Origin of the sequence: Larkinella rosea (genome assembly GCF_003858635.1) — a bacterium.
Lineage (GTDB): Bacteria > Bacteroidota > Bacteroidia > Cytophagales > Spirosomataceae > Larkinella > Larkinella rosea.
Map to the genome: position 1 here is coordinate 722,338 of NZ_RQJO01000007.1, position 15,278 is coordinate 737,615.

The following is a 15,278-nucleotide window of genomic DNA, read 5'->3' on the forward strand; positions in this document are numbered from 1 at the left end:
TGTAACATTACTGAAACAATTCGAAAAACCTTTCCTATTTTTTCACTTCAGGCAAAACTCATTAATATTTTGGTGTTACCCTTAGAGTCTCGGATTTATGCTAAAATTGCAAATGAAGAGCTTGATAAACGATGAGTCTTTTTAATTAGGAGATAGATGAAAGTTGGAGACTTAAACTTCTTTGCAGAGCTGCTCACCACTGAGGGATACAATAAATACTACCAGCGATTTGAATGGGCAGTAGAGTCTGAATGTGAGAATCTCGGAATTCACATAGTTGAACAGAACCAGCCAAAGGAATTTATACTTGTTCTGTCAACTATAGATGATAATGATGGCAATATTATGCCCATACATGTCCATTATTATTTTAAGGATTTTATTGCAAACCAATCTAAAATTATTGAAAACAAACTATTAGCTACTTTCGAAGTGGAATTAATCGCTTTACCAAATGACCAAATTGCATTTCAGGTGCCTTTTTTAATGGGTTATACCGCCCATTTAATTTTCCATTCCGAGCAAAGTATATTAAGTTATAATCGCTTTCTTTTACAATCATTAATTCGCCTTTACGAGCGTTTACAGGAGATACAACTTGATTATCTTCCGAAATTAGTACCATCACCTGAAACCCTGGAAAATTTTGTTGATCGAAATAAAGAATTAGATCAACTGAATAAGGTGGAAATTCCTAAAGCTTTAAGTTATATTAAAGGGCAGGTGAGAGAATCGACTTACGAAGATTTCATTGAAAAACTCTACATTACTCTTCGTAGCCAAGCATTAATAGAGTTCAAAACCAGCAAGCCAAACTTCCGACATTTGTTTGTTGGCCCGGTAAAAGAAAAAATCGTTTGGTTAGGTAAAAATAGCCAATTAAAATATTTAATCCGAGGACTCGTAAAACGGAATTTCATTAAGGCAGACAGTGGTTATGAAATTACAGCTGCTTGCTTTAAACGACCCAATCAAGATCTGCTTGCATACAATATAGATCATACAGGCCTGCCCAAGCTTAAAGACCAGAAAGACGAAATTGATAATATCTTAAAGGCAATTGAAGGTTCTATTCTACTATAAAATTCTAATTTGGATTCTTATCCATAAATAAAGTAAGAGCTTTTTTGTTTAAGCTCAATTACGTTTTTTCCGCCAAGGCTGAATGGGAACTCCGTTTGGCCTTTTTTTATGTTCTAATTTAATTCTTACAGACTGATTCTGCTTTCGGTATCCCCTCCCTATTCATATAGGTTTGACTCAATCTTCAGCACGAAGCTGTAGAGTTAAATCAAAAAAAAATGAATGTAGAGTTAGTAACCAAGACCGAACTAGAAGGTCTTGTTCGGAACCTGGAGACACTTATCCGGCGAGCCACACGAAACACCCATGGCGGTGAACAAGCAGTGTACGACAACGAGGCCTTATGCAAGAAGCTCAAATTGAGCAAACGAACCCTCCAGAACTGGCGGGATGAAGGATTGATCGAGTTCAGTCAGATCGGACACAAAATCTATTACACCGAGAAGGCAGTAAATCAGATGCTGGAAAAAAGTAAGGTTAAATGTTTCAACAACAATTACAATGGACGCTGAGAATACACCATTTATACCGGCGTCTGTATACGACCGGTTACCTCGCTTTCTGAAAAATTTATGCGAGGAGTTTAAAGACAACAGAGAACGGGATGTTTTCCTGACCTCTGTTTTAGGGATTTTGAGTGGATGCTTCGATACCGTTTCAGGCAGTTATGCTGGCAATCGAGTGCATGCAAGTCTCTACGCGTTTGTAATAGCTCCACCAGCCAGCGGAAAAGGGAGCATGTCTTGGGCTAAACATTTGGCTAATCCGCTTCATAATCAAAGGAAGCAGGCAGGTTCAGAAGCTGTAGAAACCGTAAAGGGTCATGGGGTTCTTGACTTCTTTGATGATCAGTCGCGTCTGCTATATATTCCTGCTAACATAAGTGCAGCCGCGTTAATTGACCAGCTAAATAAAAACGGTGGAAACGGTATTATTTGCGAAACAGAAGCTGACACATTAGCAACAACCTTAACACAAGAGTGGGGTAAGATTTCAGATATTCTTCGGAAAGCCTTCCACCATGAAACTGTTTCCTTGCGTAGGAAAACAAAAAATGAGTATGTAGAGATTAATAATCCACGCTTGGCAATGGTACTGACTGGGACGCCAGGACAGCTTAAGGGAGTTATACCATCGACCGAGAATGGGTTGTTTAGTCGATTTGTATTTTACATCTACCACGACGTTCCAGAGTGGAGAAAAGTATCCCCTAGTAATCACAAGACAGATCGGGAGGAGATGTTTGAGAAATTCGGGAAATGGTTGGCTGATCGAGTTACCCAATTAGGAAAAGGGCAGGTTGAATTCCAGTTGACTGATGGACAATGGGAAGCACTTGATGCGCACTTCAAGGGGCTGTTAGAAAACACGCAAAAGGAGTTAGGGGCATATGCCAGTGCAATTGCAACTCGATTAGGCTTAATTACTTTCCGATTGGCAATGGTATTGAGCGCCACCCGTCGATTGGAGCGAGTCAACAAAGATGGCCATGTGCTAGATGGGACTATCGAATGTATTGATGCCGATTTCGATAGTGCCATGGAGTTGTCGGATATATTTTATCGACACGCCCTAGCTACCTATGACATGGTACCTAGCGGGGATGTGACTGACCTTACAGGGTCAGAAAGAAAACTTTATAATGCACTGCCAGATGAAGCTTGGTTCACTCGAAATAAAGCCGTTTCAAATGGTGTAGAGGCTGGCATGCCATTAAGAACCGGCTATGCTTGCCTGCATCTGTTAGTTAAAAAAGGGTATCTGGAGCGCGATAAAGAGGGGCTTTACCGCAAAATCAAATAGGTGATAATTCGACCAGTCGTGTAAAAAGATGGAAAGGCATTACTGTTTTGCAGCCTTTGCAAAAAGTGCACGGCTGGTTTTTTAAATTCAAAAACAAAATGTTAAAGAAAACAATCCTACTTCCAGAAAATTTTGACTTGGAGCAACTTCTAATCGACCATCCACCACATGTCCGACTACGGATCGAAAAACTTAAATATATCCTTGGACTCATCAATGAGCTCCCAGCATACGACCATCGGTTTTTTGAAGGCCAAAGGGATGAAGCGTTGTATGTGCCAATAAATTCCCAAATCATTAAGAGTAAGGTTTGGAATTATCAAGAATACCTGGGTTATCTTGTGGAGGTAGGTGTGTTAGAATGCAATGGGGTTTACTTCCCTGGTTTTTCTTCGAAAGGGTATCGTTTTACGGAGCATTATCAGATTAAGACTATCAGAGATTCTGTCAGCAATCCAAAGCTGATAGCGAAAACAAAGAGCCAAAAACAAAAGGAGGCTGCTGCGTTGGCCATGTACCCTAATTTAATCCATCATTTTGACGGCTTGGAAATTGACCTTGAAAGAGCACAAGGCTATCTTCAACACGTATATGAGGAAGAATCCCAATCAGCTGAAAAAAAGATCAGTCGTAGGGCTGCTTCTCGCCATAGCGCTGCTTTGATCAACGTTAATAAGCTGGTAGAAAAGTCCTTTCACTTCAGCATTGACAACAATGGGCATCGCCTACACACTACACTGACAAACTTGAATAAGGCTTTGCGTCAGTTTTTATCTTATCAAGGTGAAAAACTGGTGGCATTTGACTTGAGCAATTCACAGCCATTTTTGGCCCAAGTTTTGTTTAATAAGTCATTTTATGAACCTACTGAAGATTGCTTAACTTTGACATTATCTTCTTTGCCAAAAGAGACACAGCAGTTAATCAATGAAAATTTAAAAGCGCGAATAGGCGAGTATATACTTTCAAATACTAAAACTAGTAAGTATAGTATAAACTCTTCTACCCCTCTATCCACTTGCCCCCTTATGTGCGGGAATTTAGAATTTAATGATCAAGCAGATGGAAGAGTAGAAGTTGTTCGAGAAGCAGAAGATTTCCAAATTAAATTGTTACAGAATCAGGAGTTAGAAAAATATTTATCTTTCTTAAATGGTGGGCTGTTTTATGAACAATTAGGAAAAGAAATAAGTCAACGCACTGGACGCGGTTACAGAGACCGGGATCAGTTAAAACAAGTGATTAGTACTGTTCTATTTTCCAGCAACGACGAGAAATTTCCTCCGATAGTAAACCGAAAACGGGTCTTCAAAGAAGTGTTTCCTTGGATAGCTGGTTTGTTTGAACTGTTAAAGTCTGATGATCATAGAACCTTGGCATTACTCTTACAGACGATTGAGTCTGAAATCTTTTTGAACCGCATTGCTGGACGTATTAGTCAGGAAATGCCTGAAGTGCCCTTATTTTCTCTCCATGATAGTCTAGTGACGACTGGAGAGAATGAAGGTTACTTAAGCCAGGTAATGAAAGAGGAGATTGAAAGAGCAATTGGAGCCGTTCCTGACCTAAAAAGAGAGGAATGGAGTACCGATGGTATAGAAGTAGTCGTAAAATCTCTATAATGTAGTAGCCACTACTTGATCTGACAGTAAGGGGAAAAATTAACTGTCGGCTGTCGCCTTCATCACTGACCAGTTGAATTGATGAGATGTAGTCTGATCCACTGTTTCCTGTTCGGCTTCCGCTTGTACAGAAGGGGAAAAAAGTGGGTTTGCCAACTGCTCCAGCAACTTTTCTCGGGCTAAGTCAACGGTGTCCATAAACGTCTGCATTGGGGTTTTACCAAAGCAATGCTTACCGGAATGTGTTCGTTGCTGGTTATAGTGGTTCATCCACAAATCTACATCCCGCTGGAGTTGTTCCAAACTGGTATAGAGTTTTTTACGAAAAGCGATGGCATAAAATTCGTCTTGAATCGTCTTATGAAAACGTTCACAAATACCGTTGGTCTGCGGGCTTTTGGCCTTAGTTTTCGAGTGATCGACATCTTCGAGGGCTAAAAACAGTTGGTATTCATGTTGTTCCCGGTTGCCGCAATATTCCGTTCCCCGGTCGGTCAATACCCGTAATAGCCGCAGTTGATGCTGTTCATAGAAAGGGATGACCCGATCATTCAACAGATCAGCCGCTACTAAAGCGTTCTTGCGATCCTAGATCTTGATAAAGGCCACTTTAGCGTAGGTGTCAATAAAGGTTTGCTGGTAGATATGACCTACCCCCTTGATATTGCCCACATAATAGGTGTCCTGAGCCCCCAAATAGCCTGGGTGGTGTGTTTCGATCTCACCCATCGCTTGTTTTTCCAGCTTGGCCTTTTCCAAAGCGGCTACCTGCTCCTCCGTCAGAATGATGCCTTCCTGAGCCACTTTGGCCTCCAGGGCTTTCAATCGTTTGGAAAACGTTTCTACATCATGCCGCAGCCAAATGCTGCGAACACCACCAGGTGAAATCACGATAGCTTGTTTCTTCAACTCATTTGATACCCGGAGCTGCCCCAAAGCGGGTTGTTCGATAGCCATCTTCAAAACGGCCTGTTCAATCGACTCGTCCACGCGATTTTTCGGACATGGCTTACGGCGACTCATTTCCTGAAGTGCCATTTCACCACCTTGGTCATAGAGTTCTTTGAAGCGATAGAAGCTATCTCGTGAGTAGCCCATGATGCGGCAGGCTTTCGAGACGTTCTGAAGCTGGTCGGCCAAGTTGAGAATACCTAGCTTATTCTTGATAATCTTCTGTTGTGTTGTCATTGGCTTAATCGTTGGTTTAAAGTTAAAAAACTTGTAAACTGTCAGATTAAGTCTTGACTACTTCATTTCATGTTATTTAATAAGTCATGATCTAGTTGTTCTGTGGGTTACACCGGCTGCAGTTCGTTGCTTCTATACCCATTTCTTTAGCAACTAATTTGGCAGCCTCCCCAGCTCTCTCGTATGAATCGAATGGTCCGCGCCATCCTCCATTATCCTCTCCGTGTATGGTTCTTTGTGCACCTGCTCCTTCGTTACAAAACGAACATTGTCCTCTGTGTAATCTTACCTTGCGATTTGGATAATTAAAGTAAAAGTAAATACTTTTTAGTAAGGCTCCTTTTTGTAAGTTAGTAACCAACCGACCTGTAGTATTCTGTGAATTCACGATGTCCCAATCCCATTTCGTCTTATAGCCGAAGTTTTCCAATACTCGGACTAAGCTGATAATGTGATTGGCAGGGATAGGACGATTAGTGGTTAAAAGATTAAGCAGTGTATTTTTTGGTATTTCGGCTATTTGTTCAATAGCTGATATGGATAGGACACGGCTGCGGGTGAAATCGAAGAAACGATGAATAGCCGCTGATTCTTCTGTGATTACTTCCTTTTCTAAGATCATTTTGCTTAAAGTTTTTCTTTGTGTGTAAAAATACACAAAGAAAATACTTGATGTGTATTTATGTACACATATATTTTTGTTTCTACTAAAAACGGACTGGAGCATTCTGAGTAAAAAAATAGAAATATATATGAATATTATTCAGGGTCGACTAATTGCAAATCACAGGTGGATCGCTGGCAATGCTTCAGCATGCAGCCCGGTGGTTAAAAGAGAAGATTAGAAGCTTCAATAATGCGGTCGAGCGATAACGAAACGAACCTATCACTTAGAATGTCACCTACTAGGGTCACGACTGCCAATTAACTGACATGTTAAAATAGCACAAACTCATTTATTGTCTGCACCACTACTTTATCAGATTGTCCCTCAATTACCGACTCAATGGAATCTGGTACATTAGCCAACAGATCATACCCAGTTAATCGCTCGACTTCATCAACACTAACCCGGTAAGTACTCCAAGACTTTTCCCCAGCGGCATTGTTGTTCGGTATCCAGATTGCAATAACCCTTGTCTGAGTATTTATACGGTTGAGGTCGTTACTTCCTACTGGAATCACAACGATAACCTTCCAAAGGACAGAAGGAACAGTTACTTTATTTCCAGAAATGGTGCTTGCTGTGCCGTTGTCTCCGGTACCTCCTTTGCCATGCGTTCCGGCAATAATATATGCTTCGTTACCATCGGAGATTAGTTTACGGACATAACCTTCCAATTGATTCCAGCTATCCCGATTTAGTTTAGGTGCTTGGGGAACAATGTTGGTCATAAAGAACGTGGAGCGATTTTCCTCAACGGTTGAATCTCTATCATCACTTGGACATAAATGACCCCGATCAAAACCTGAGTTTGTATAATCATCATGCCGAACCTGGTACCATCCATTCGGTAGTGTCTGATCAGGAATGAAGAGCCCCGAATACCGTTTAGCAGATCCTTTCCAAGCAGATGACAGATGCCAAGAACACCAATTTGCAATATCGTTGCTTCGATTATAGCTCAAGGAGTAAGCTGATCTTTCAACGAGGTAATTATTTTCTTGACTCATGTTGGCACCGCTGGGATTCCCAAGTGCCATATTGGCGTCGCGAGTAGGCAACTTAGAATCTGGTTCCGGCTGATCGGCTGTTCTACAGGAGGTAAAGGTATTGAGTAAGAATAAGACTGAAAAAGTGTAAATGAGAATCTGATTCATCTTTGCAAGACAAGAATTTTGGCGACAAATAAATGCATAAAGTAGGCTATTGGTGTTCATCTTTAAAATTGCAATAAGCCTTTTTCGACTTGTCATTCAAAAACGTATATTTACCACACCAACTAAACTTTATCGCTAATAGACGAAAAAAGACATTTCTGACAACATATAACTAGTGTTGAGCTAAGTTCCTGTCAATCGAAACCTGAGAAATTTCAATGCACGACGGGGAGCGAAGTTTCAACGCCTGCGGTTAGCGCGGGCGTTGCTTTGCTTTGTCGTGCAGGCTTCTCAGGGCCTCGATTGACTAGCAGGTGACGTTCCGCGTTTTTCTTTTACTTTATATTTAACCGTAGCATAATGAATAAATATTACTTTTTAGAGTCCATCTATAAAATTATCCATAAGGATTGTCGAAATAACTTTGCGCAAATAGCTATTCGATCAATAGTAATTTTGCTGCTTTCATTTTGCCATTTATCACTTTTGCCACTTTTTCAAAACGGAATCTATGCTAAGATGATTTATAGTGAATACTATAAAGATGCCTTATCTGGTGAAGAAGATCGTATTTCAACTTTAAAAGTTTGTCTGGACAACATTTTTGAAATTGAACCAATGAGCATGACCAATTTTGAAGCAGTTATGAAAGATCTGACTTATAGAAAGGAATTCTTCAGCAAAATTGATAAAAATGCATATCGATTTGTTATCGGAAATGAAAACCGAATTAAAGGTATTCACACGGTTCAGAGGTATCCTCAAGGGATTTTTTATACTTGGAAAAGTTATGGAAATAAAACAAGGACGCTGGATGATTTATTAATGGAATTGAAGAAATATCGTATCGGTGAGCAATCTGGTGGTGTTTCATATAAATTTAATCGCAATGGAAAATTATATACTTTTATAATACGAAGTGAACCTGATTTTGAATCTTGTAATGTCCATATTCAGCCAACAAAATAAACCATGCGTCCACTTTTCTACCAAATAATTATTTTCATATTAATACTAATTATTTTGTCTATATTGATTTTTTATAATCTACCTGTATCTGAAAATAATGATACTATATCGTCCCACCATTTCGTAATATTAACTGTCATTACTAAAGAAAAAGATATTTTAAATCCAGAGAATCCAGAAGGTACAAAGTTTCATCTTTCGCCTATTAAAGAAGTTAAAAGTGAGGAAGAGGAATACAAGTATCAAAACGAATATAAAAATATAACAATACATCAATTTGGCAAACAGGTGAAAGTTCTTGAAAGTAAGATATATATATTTAATACATATAAAGAAGCTAGTATAAAATCAGAAGAATTATACAGTATTGCACTTCAGCAAGAAAACCAGCAAGTGCAACCAGAAATATTGGAATACCAAGAGGGGAATCATTGATTTTTTCAGAATTAATGCGTGTATATAGATAGCAGGTCGTAAATATAATTTTTTTATATATTATTAATTAAGTGACATCGATTTAAATAATATAAATGATAGCATTTTCAATAATTAGTTACTTTATTCCTGTTGAAAAAAAACTATTGAATTAAATGTTTTGTATAGAATATAATGATAAATCTGATTGACAAATTTAATTTCCCCAAATTGTGTATTACTCAAAATCAATTATTTTTTTTTCGAAACAATAATCAAAACTAAGTAATTAATTGATTATAAGTCGGTTGTCTACTTATAAGAAGTGTATGCGAATCAGAATTAGTCTATAGACATGAAAAGGATAACCAGTCTTAACTCCACCCCACCTATCTGGTTGAATCGGCATATCCACCGGTACTTTAGTCGGGAATCAAACTAGTATGGTATTCTGGGTAGGTAGAGAACTGAAAATCGATAGACTATTTTCATTTTGCAAGTTTGTACAGTTTGCAACTTTGCAAAATCAAAGTGAACAACTCATTTTTGTAATTTCAGGCTTAACTCTTTAGTAAGTATCTGTTCGAAGCTTTATTGTATTTCTTTCTCATTATTTCGATTCTTTAATTTGAGTGTCCAAAATTTCCTGATTTTTATAGCAAAATGGCTATTTTTTTTTTAGGAAAGGAGTCGTCAATAAAATTTATGGCGTTATACTAATGGTCGTTTGTATAACGCCATATAATACTGAAGTGCTTATTTTCTAATGTCTTAGTAGAATTTTTTTCGTGCCTTTGCCTTGATTGGTATCTATCTGAATTAGATAAATAGCATTGATCTTATGATAACCCAACAGAAGTTTATACTTATTGTTGTTAAGTTGATTATAGTCAACTTCAACAATTCGTCCCGCCATGTCTATTACAGATAGGTTCTTAACACGAACACCAGATGGCAGTTCCATTATCAAATCGCCATCAGATGGATTTGGATACAACACCATTTGCTCGCTCAATGTGCGCTCAACAGAGAGAATCTTTCTAATAGTTGTTCTAGAATCAAATAGCGCTGGAATCTGCTCTATATTACTTACACTATCAACAGCCACAGAATAAAACTGATAAGTTGAATCCACTTGGCCCTTAAACATTATATCCGTTGCAGTGGTATTGAAAATTAATTCTTGGTATGGCCTTCCATTAATTGAGTAATAAACATTATAGTTACGAATTCCAGATTCACCGTCATTACCTTTCCATTTAACAGTAAATGTTGTCTCTGTCGTCACGTCGGGCAACGCATCCACCTTACTATCTGGGGCCTTTACATCTATAGTATTAGTCCAGATGGGTGTTGGAATTACTTGATTATTGTCGAAATAAATAAACGCCCGATTGTAGATCGCTGTTTTGTTTGGCAAATTCTTCTTAACATTAACTGTATAAAAAATACTACCCTCGCCTTCTGGTGCCTTTTTATTCGGCGGCAGAAAACCAAGAACTGGGTCATTAGTTAACATTCTGGTTACCGGATCTAGCGAAGTAAAAATCGTCTCTAAAATCCCTGTAGTTTCATTTAAAGTAGCTTGTATACGAAGTATTAGATTCAATTTTGGCCGCAAATCAATCTCTTCAACACGGCTCCTCTGACCTGGTGGAATATAAATATACCTGTCGCCGAAATGGAAATAATTAAGCTGAAATGTTGACAAATCATATTTGGTTCGGTCAAGTGTGTCAAGCAATCGAACAATCTGAGCAGATGCTGAAGCAGTGGCTTGATTTTCAAAACGAATGGCGTACTGAGCAGGCTCCTTTCCAGTTATATAATGTAGAGCATTAATTCCGACGCCAATTTTGTCATTGGGATCACAAGAATTCACAGTCCTGCTGCTACCTCTCTCACCCTTCTTAGGATTGGGGACCATAGTCTCACGGCATTCATCCATTAATCTTTGGGTTTTGTCCCATAATTCCATTAGATCAAAAAGTATGCTACCTACTTTCAATGGAATTTTTGCTAGTAAAATAGGAGGAAACAGAATACCACTAGTAGTCGCTGCATCTAGGCAAGCTATAGCAGTTTGAGTAGCATCCATTCCTACATCATAAGGTTTAGATGGAAGTCGGTAACCAGAAGCAGGATTCCCGTAAGCCGTAGTATAATACGATTTTTCAAAAGCATCTTTCATATTGACTTCCCATGTACATGACATAATCCCGCTAAGGTCAAAGTTCAGCCCAGCACCAATCAACGCTTCCAAGCCAAGCTTTTTCAATTCAACTAGACATTCTTGTGCGCTGGGCTTCATGGGGGAAGAAAAAAGTGGTGGATTAATCCAAATATAATGATCAATATCACCTCCTGAAGATGTAACTTTAATTGGGATACTTCCAATTGATTTTGCTTCAATTAAGGGTATAGCCAGATAAAATAATTTTCCTTTAAAGGGCTTACCCAACAGGGTGTCTATTGGCGCGTAAAAAGTGGTGTCTACAGTACCATAAGCATGCTGCAATTTTTCAATAAACTCAATTTTTGCATTACTCGATACAACTAACCATACTTGAACGACCAATGCATCTGTATTTCCTCTATTGCCGTATGTTATATTGAATGTTGTTGGAGTACCTGATCTAACAAGGTTAGGGCCAATAACAGTTGCCCAAATATCAGCAGCGACAAATTCTTCCACTGTGAAACCTTTAACTAAAGTGAATATTTCATTATCTGAACTTATTACTACGTCATATTTACCAATCTGACGATTACGTAAATTGAGAGCAACCTTCATCTGAAAATCTGCTGGAAACCAAATCATCGAATCCGGCACTGTAATTTCTGATAAATCCGTGCCAACTAATTTAACTTTCATTCCCTTTCGTATTTGATTACCGTAGAAGTTAACAGTAACTGTTCCACCGTTTCCACCAGAATTAGGAAAGCATTGTATTGTTTTCGGAAAATTCACAATCGCAATGATATTACGGTTTTCAGAATCAATACCAATCAAATCCATTTTACCATCATTATTTACATCGAAGGAAGCTAAACTGTGAGTTGATACATTAATAATTGAGGCTGTTGTATAAAAACCACCACTACCATTTCCTCTATATATTTTTAAAGGTGATTTAGGGTTAGAAGGTGATCTTTCACTTAAATAAGAGCCAAATGCCAAATCAATATTGCCATCCAAATCAAAGTCTTCACATATCGTGCTTTCCCACCTTACTATGAGATCCTCTATTGGTGAGATTATTTCCGTACTAAGTTTAAACTTTCCCGCTCCAGTGTTTTTCAAAACAGAGCAAACATTTATGTAGTCTGGCGTGGATTTATAGTACGTAACTATTAACTCATCTACTCCGTCTTTATCAATGTCAGAATTCGTAATATGACCTACATTGGTCGCAAATGAGTAAGTAGAATCTACTTTATAACTCCCGGTACTATCGCCAATAAGAATAGAAAACCTGTTTTTATTAATTAGATCAGGAGTAACAACAATATCTTTATACCCATCTTTGTTAATATCACTTACAACTAAAACTTCGCCCGCAAACGGGTTATTAGTGATAGTTGGCATAGAAAAGTTACCTGATCCATCACCGATAAAAGAGCTAATTCTATTTTCTAAACTGCTTCCAATAATTAAATCTATCTTTTTGTCATTATTTAAATCTTTTGCAATCATATTCATTGTCGCTACCCATCCTATATCATATGATTTAATGCTAATTCTCTTTTTTATGAAATTTATATTTCCATCACCTAGTAAAATAATTAAACTGTCTGGACTGGCAGAATTGCCAGTCCAGTTTGTAAAATAGGCAATATCAGCCCTGGAATCATTATTAAAATCAGCACATACTAAATTCCTTGGCGCCTTTGATCCGGATAATGAAAGTGATCTGTCATAAACAAAATCGCCTGCCCCTTTTCCTAGATAAAAATCAATGAAAGTGCTTTCCCCTCGTTTGACTACCATATCCAGAATACCATCACCATTAAAGTCAGCATTTTTAAAATTATAATCGCTACCAGTACCAATTATTGGCTTTTCAATGGGAGAAGTTACTGGAGTCAAAAAGTTTATTTGCGCAAATCCTTCAATTGTACAATGCAAGGCACAAATAAATAATAATAATTGTCTCATTTTTTTATTTAGTAAGGAACTCAATTTTGATGTTACAAATATCTCGTGTCTCATTAAAATGACTTATTTCTACATATTTTTGTTCATAATTGGTGTCGTTGATGATATGGTGGAAATATTCACTCAGGGTGAATTTTTACCACTTTATTTTCTTTGAAAAGAAGCTGCTAGGACATACTTAGTAGAATGCAATTAAAAATCTTGAACTATCAACCAAATTCGACTTTACTTATTTCTTGTAACTAAATTTAGCCAACAATAAGAATAATGAGAGCATAAAACATTTAAGAAAAAACTTCTTAAATAAAGAGTTATTTAAAAACGTGAAAGGCAGTCAAGACTAATTCAACAATAAGTTATTTTGATTATCATAAATTATTGATTACCCGTTGTACAGTTTTCCTACGAAATATCTTATCAGTAGAAATACGGAAACCATTTTTATTAAGCTGTTCTGCAATTTGAGCAAGGCTTATATTACTTTTTCTGAACTCTGCAATAAAAGCAGTAGACCTCAAATTATTTTGGTTCTCTTTAGCCTTCTCTCTTCTCGCGGCAGCCCCGGCAATTCGGCCTGCATCTGTTTAATTTGATAATTTACCAAGCTTTTCACCTTGTTTCTTCTTGGTTTGCAATGCCTGCTTGGTACGGATACTAATAAGTTCTCTTTCCCGTTGAGCAATCCCAGCGTAAATAGAAAGTGTTAAAGCATCTGTTGTTGGCAGATCACAGCTTTTAAAAAGGGAACCAAGTTGTTTCTGCATTCTAAAAAAATGTTCTACATCCCGGCTCAATCGATCAAGTTTGGCCACTGTCAGAGTATACTTCTTGGCTTGGGCGTATTGGATAGCTTCCCTCAGAATTGGTCGGTCTTCAATATCCTTGCCGCTTTCAGTTTCAATGAATACTTTGTTAATCTCAGCCGGATCGATCTAAGCGTAGTGTTCAATAATTGCTTTTTGGGCATCAAAGAAAGGCCACTACGTTCTTGCCCTTTCGTGCTTACCCGGAAATAGGCTACATACTTCATACGAGCAATATATTACGAAAGTGACAAAGCTGCAATGGTCGTTCCAGATTTGTAACACCCACTTTGTTTCATCTTGGGAAAGGAAGAATTGACAAATGAAACAATTGTCATTTAAATTCTTCTATATCTATTCTTGCTCGCACAATAATTCACTTTTTCAGAAATTTACTTCCTTTGCCTACCCCAAAACATACTTAGAATCAATTACTTTATCCTGAAAGGATACTTGAAAATGATTATTTACCTAAAAGTGAGTATTGAGTATAATTAAAATGAAGTATTTTTCATTTTAATCAATTTGTTCAAAAAGGTAAAGGTAGTCATTGAATAGCCTCTATTGGCAAATCGCCCTTATCCTATCCAAGAACTCTGAAACCTATCCGATAAAATTGGTTTAAAATCGAAAGAATTTTTGGTAAACGTAATTCATACTTGCTTGAACCAATCGTACCCGCACGAGGAGAACGAATTGGTAGAGCTGCTAGAGAATATTAAAAATCTCCACATCGTGCTTTTTGTAGGTTTGCAAAGTTTGCAACCTTGCAGATAATTTGATTATACCTACCACATATGAACATTGAGAATCGCCTCCTTTCATGAATAAAACATTTTAAATCGAATGTCGAGTTTACTATTTGAAGTTAAGGTGTAAAATTCACAACTAAAATAATAAGGGTAATTCAGACTAAAAACGGGAAATTTCCCATTGATTACTTAAACTGATACTACTTAATTAGGTCTTTAATTTATATCCTATGATAAAGCTATTTACCATTGGCGATAGTATTAGTCAAGGTTTTATGTCCGGGGCAGCTGCCCGAACCGATTTGGCCTATTCAACTCTAATTGCTAAAGTTTTAAAAAGCAAAGATTATCAAATTCCTAAATGGGAAAAAAGCGGACTCCCGGTTAATTTGGAGGAATTGTTTCGAAAACTTGAAGAAACCTTTGGTTCAGAAATCAATACGGTTGAATGGACGCTTGCCCTGGCGATTACTATCCCCAGATTTATTGACGAGATTGAAGATTATTATGAACGCGGAGCTGGAGCTGCTAACAAACCGTATCCAGAGCCATTCGAGTTTTTTCATAATGTTGCTGTTCGAGGTTTTACTGTCTCCGATGCTTAGTTAATAACAGCTAAATATTGTCAAGACCTCATTAATTCAGCTATCAAAGGCGATGGCAT

The 15,278-nt window shown here is 37.7% G+C and carries 11 protein-coding genes and 1 pseudogene; 7 read left to right on the forward strand and 5 right to left on the reverse strand.

The window, feature by feature from the left end:
* The first annotated feature begins 156 nt into the window (after positions 1–156).
* The 4 genes from EHT25_RS03305 to EHT25_RS03320 all read left to right on the forward strand — a co-directional run bounded on the left by EHT25_RS03305 (position 157) and on the right by EHT25_RS03320 (position 4,508).
* A complete protein-coding gene (locus EHT25_RS03305) occupies positions 157–1,083 on the forward strand; it encodes a hypothetical protein (RefSeq protein ID WP_124870616.1) in 927 nt (308 codons plus the stop codon).
* A gap of 218 nt (positions 1,084–1,301) precedes the next feature.
* A complete protein-coding gene (locus tag EHT25_RS33290; RefSeq protein WP_124870619.1) occupies positions 1,302–1,595 on the forward strand; it encodes a helix-turn-helix domain-containing protein in 294 nt (97 codons plus the stop codon).
* Positions 1,585–2,886: a DUF3987 domain-containing protein gene (locus tag EHT25_RS03315; RefSeq protein WP_124870622.1), complete on the forward strand. Its 1,302-nt coding sequence runs from the start codon at positions 1,585–1,587 to the stop codon at positions 2,884–2,886. The genes EHT25_RS33290 and EHT25_RS03315 overlap by 11 nt, the downstream gene beginning before the upstream one ends.
* Positions 2,887–2,984: 98 nt before the next feature.
* A complete protein-coding gene (locus tag EHT25_RS03320) occupies positions 2,985–4,508 on the forward strand; it encodes a hypothetical protein (RefSeq protein WP_124870625.1) in 1,524 nt (507 codons plus the stop codon).
* 39 nt (positions 4,509–4,547) lie between these two features.
* Here the strand turns inward: EHT25_RS03320 and EHT25_RS03325 are convergent.
* From EHT25_RS03325 to EHT25_RS03335, 3 genes and pseudogenes are all read right to left on the reverse strand, one after another.
* Positions 4,548–5,696 (reverse strand): annotated as a pseudogene (locus tag EHT25_RS03325) (IS481 family transposase).
* A gap of 91 nt (positions 5,697–5,787) precedes the next feature.
* Positions 5,788–6,423, reverse strand: coding sequence for a hypothetical protein (locus tag EHT25_RS03330; protein WP_124870628.1), 636 nt, complete (start codon positions 6,421–6,423; stop codon positions 5,788–5,790).
* Positions 6,424–6,632: 209 nt separating this feature from the next.
* On the reverse strand, positions 6,633–7,517 hold the full coding sequence (locus tag EHT25_RS03335; RefSeq protein WP_229311420.1) for a DNA/RNA non-specific endonuclease: 885 nt from the start codon (positions 7,515–7,517) through the stop codon (positions 6,633–6,635).
* A 360-nt stretch (positions 7,518–7,877) separates the two neighbouring features.
* On the opposite strand from EHT25_RS03335, the gene EHT25_RS03340 reads away from it, so the two are divergent.
* Both EHT25_RS03340 and EHT25_RS03345 read left to right on the forward strand, forming a co-directional pair.
* A complete protein-coding gene (locus EHT25_RS03340; protein WP_124870632.1) occupies positions 7,878–8,486 on the forward strand; it encodes a hypothetical protein in 609 nt (202 codons plus the stop codon).
* 3 nt (positions 8,487–8,489) lie between these two features.
* A complete protein-coding gene (locus tag EHT25_RS03345) occupies positions 8,490–8,921 on the forward strand; it encodes a hypothetical protein (RefSeq protein WP_124870635.1) in 432 nt (143 codons plus the stop codon).
* Between the two features lie 742 nt (positions 8,922–9,663).
* On the opposite strand, the gene EHT25_RS03350 is transcribed toward EHT25_RS03345, so the two are convergent.
* Positions 9,664–13,059: a T9SS type A sorting domain-containing protein gene (locus tag EHT25_RS03350; RefSeq protein ID WP_185731268.1), complete on the reverse strand. Its 3,396-nt coding sequence runs from the start codon at positions 13,057–13,059 to the stop codon at positions 9,664–9,666.
* 584 nt (positions 13,060–13,643) lie between these two features.
* Positions 13,644–13,991: a recombinase family protein gene (locus tag EHT25_RS03360; RefSeq protein WP_124870642.1), complete on the reverse strand. Its 348-nt coding sequence runs from the start codon at positions 13,989–13,991 to the stop codon at positions 13,644–13,646.
* Positions 13,992–14,844: 853 nt separating this feature from the next.
* On the opposite strand from EHT25_RS03360, the gene EHT25_RS33095 reads away from it, so the two are divergent.
* Positions 14,845–15,219, forward strand: coding sequence for a hypothetical protein (locus tag EHT25_RS33095; protein WP_229311421.1), 375 nt, complete (start codon positions 14,845–14,847; stop codon positions 15,217–15,219).
* Positions 15,220–15,278: the final 59 nt, after the last annotated feature.

Bases quoted from the DNA above. Each gene is read 5' to 3' on its own strand.
- EHT25_RS03305 (WP_124870616.1), top strand. From the start codon at position 157: ATGAAAGTTGGAGACTTAAACTTCTTTGCAGAGCTGCTCACCACTGAG.
- EHT25_RS33290 (WP_124870619.1), top strand. From the start codon at position 1,302: ATGAATGTAGAGTTAGTAACCAAGACCGAACTAGAAGGTCTTGTTCGG.
- EHT25_RS03315 (WP_124870622.1), top strand. From the start codon at position 1,585: ATGGACGCTGAGAATACACCATTTATACCGGCGTCTGTATACGACCGG.
- EHT25_RS03320 (WP_124870625.1), top strand. From the start codon at position 2,985: ATGTTAAAGAAAACAATCCTACTTCCAGAAAATTTTGACTTGGAGCAA.
- EHT25_RS03330 (WP_124870628.1), bottom strand. From the start codon at position 6,423: ATGCTCCAGTCCGTTTTTAGTAGAAACAAAAATATATGTGTACATAAA.
- EHT25_RS03335 (WP_229311420.1), bottom strand. From the start codon at position 7,517: ATGAATCAGATTCTCATTTACACTTTTTCAGTCTTATTCTTACTCAAT.
- EHT25_RS03340 (WP_124870632.1), top strand. From the start codon at position 7,878: ATGAATAAATATTACTTTTTAGAGTCCATCTATAAAATTATCCATAAG.
- EHT25_RS03345 (WP_124870635.1), top strand. From the start codon at position 8,490: ATGCGTCCACTTTTCTACCAAATAATTATTTTCATATTAATACTAATT.
- EHT25_RS03350 (WP_185731268.1), bottom strand. From the start codon at position 13,059: ATGAGACAATTATTATTATTTATTTGTGCCTTGCATTGTACAATTGAA.
- EHT25_RS33095 (WP_229311421.1), top strand. From the start codon at position 14,845: ATGATAAAGCTATTTACCATTGGCGATAGTATTAGTCAAGGTTTTATG.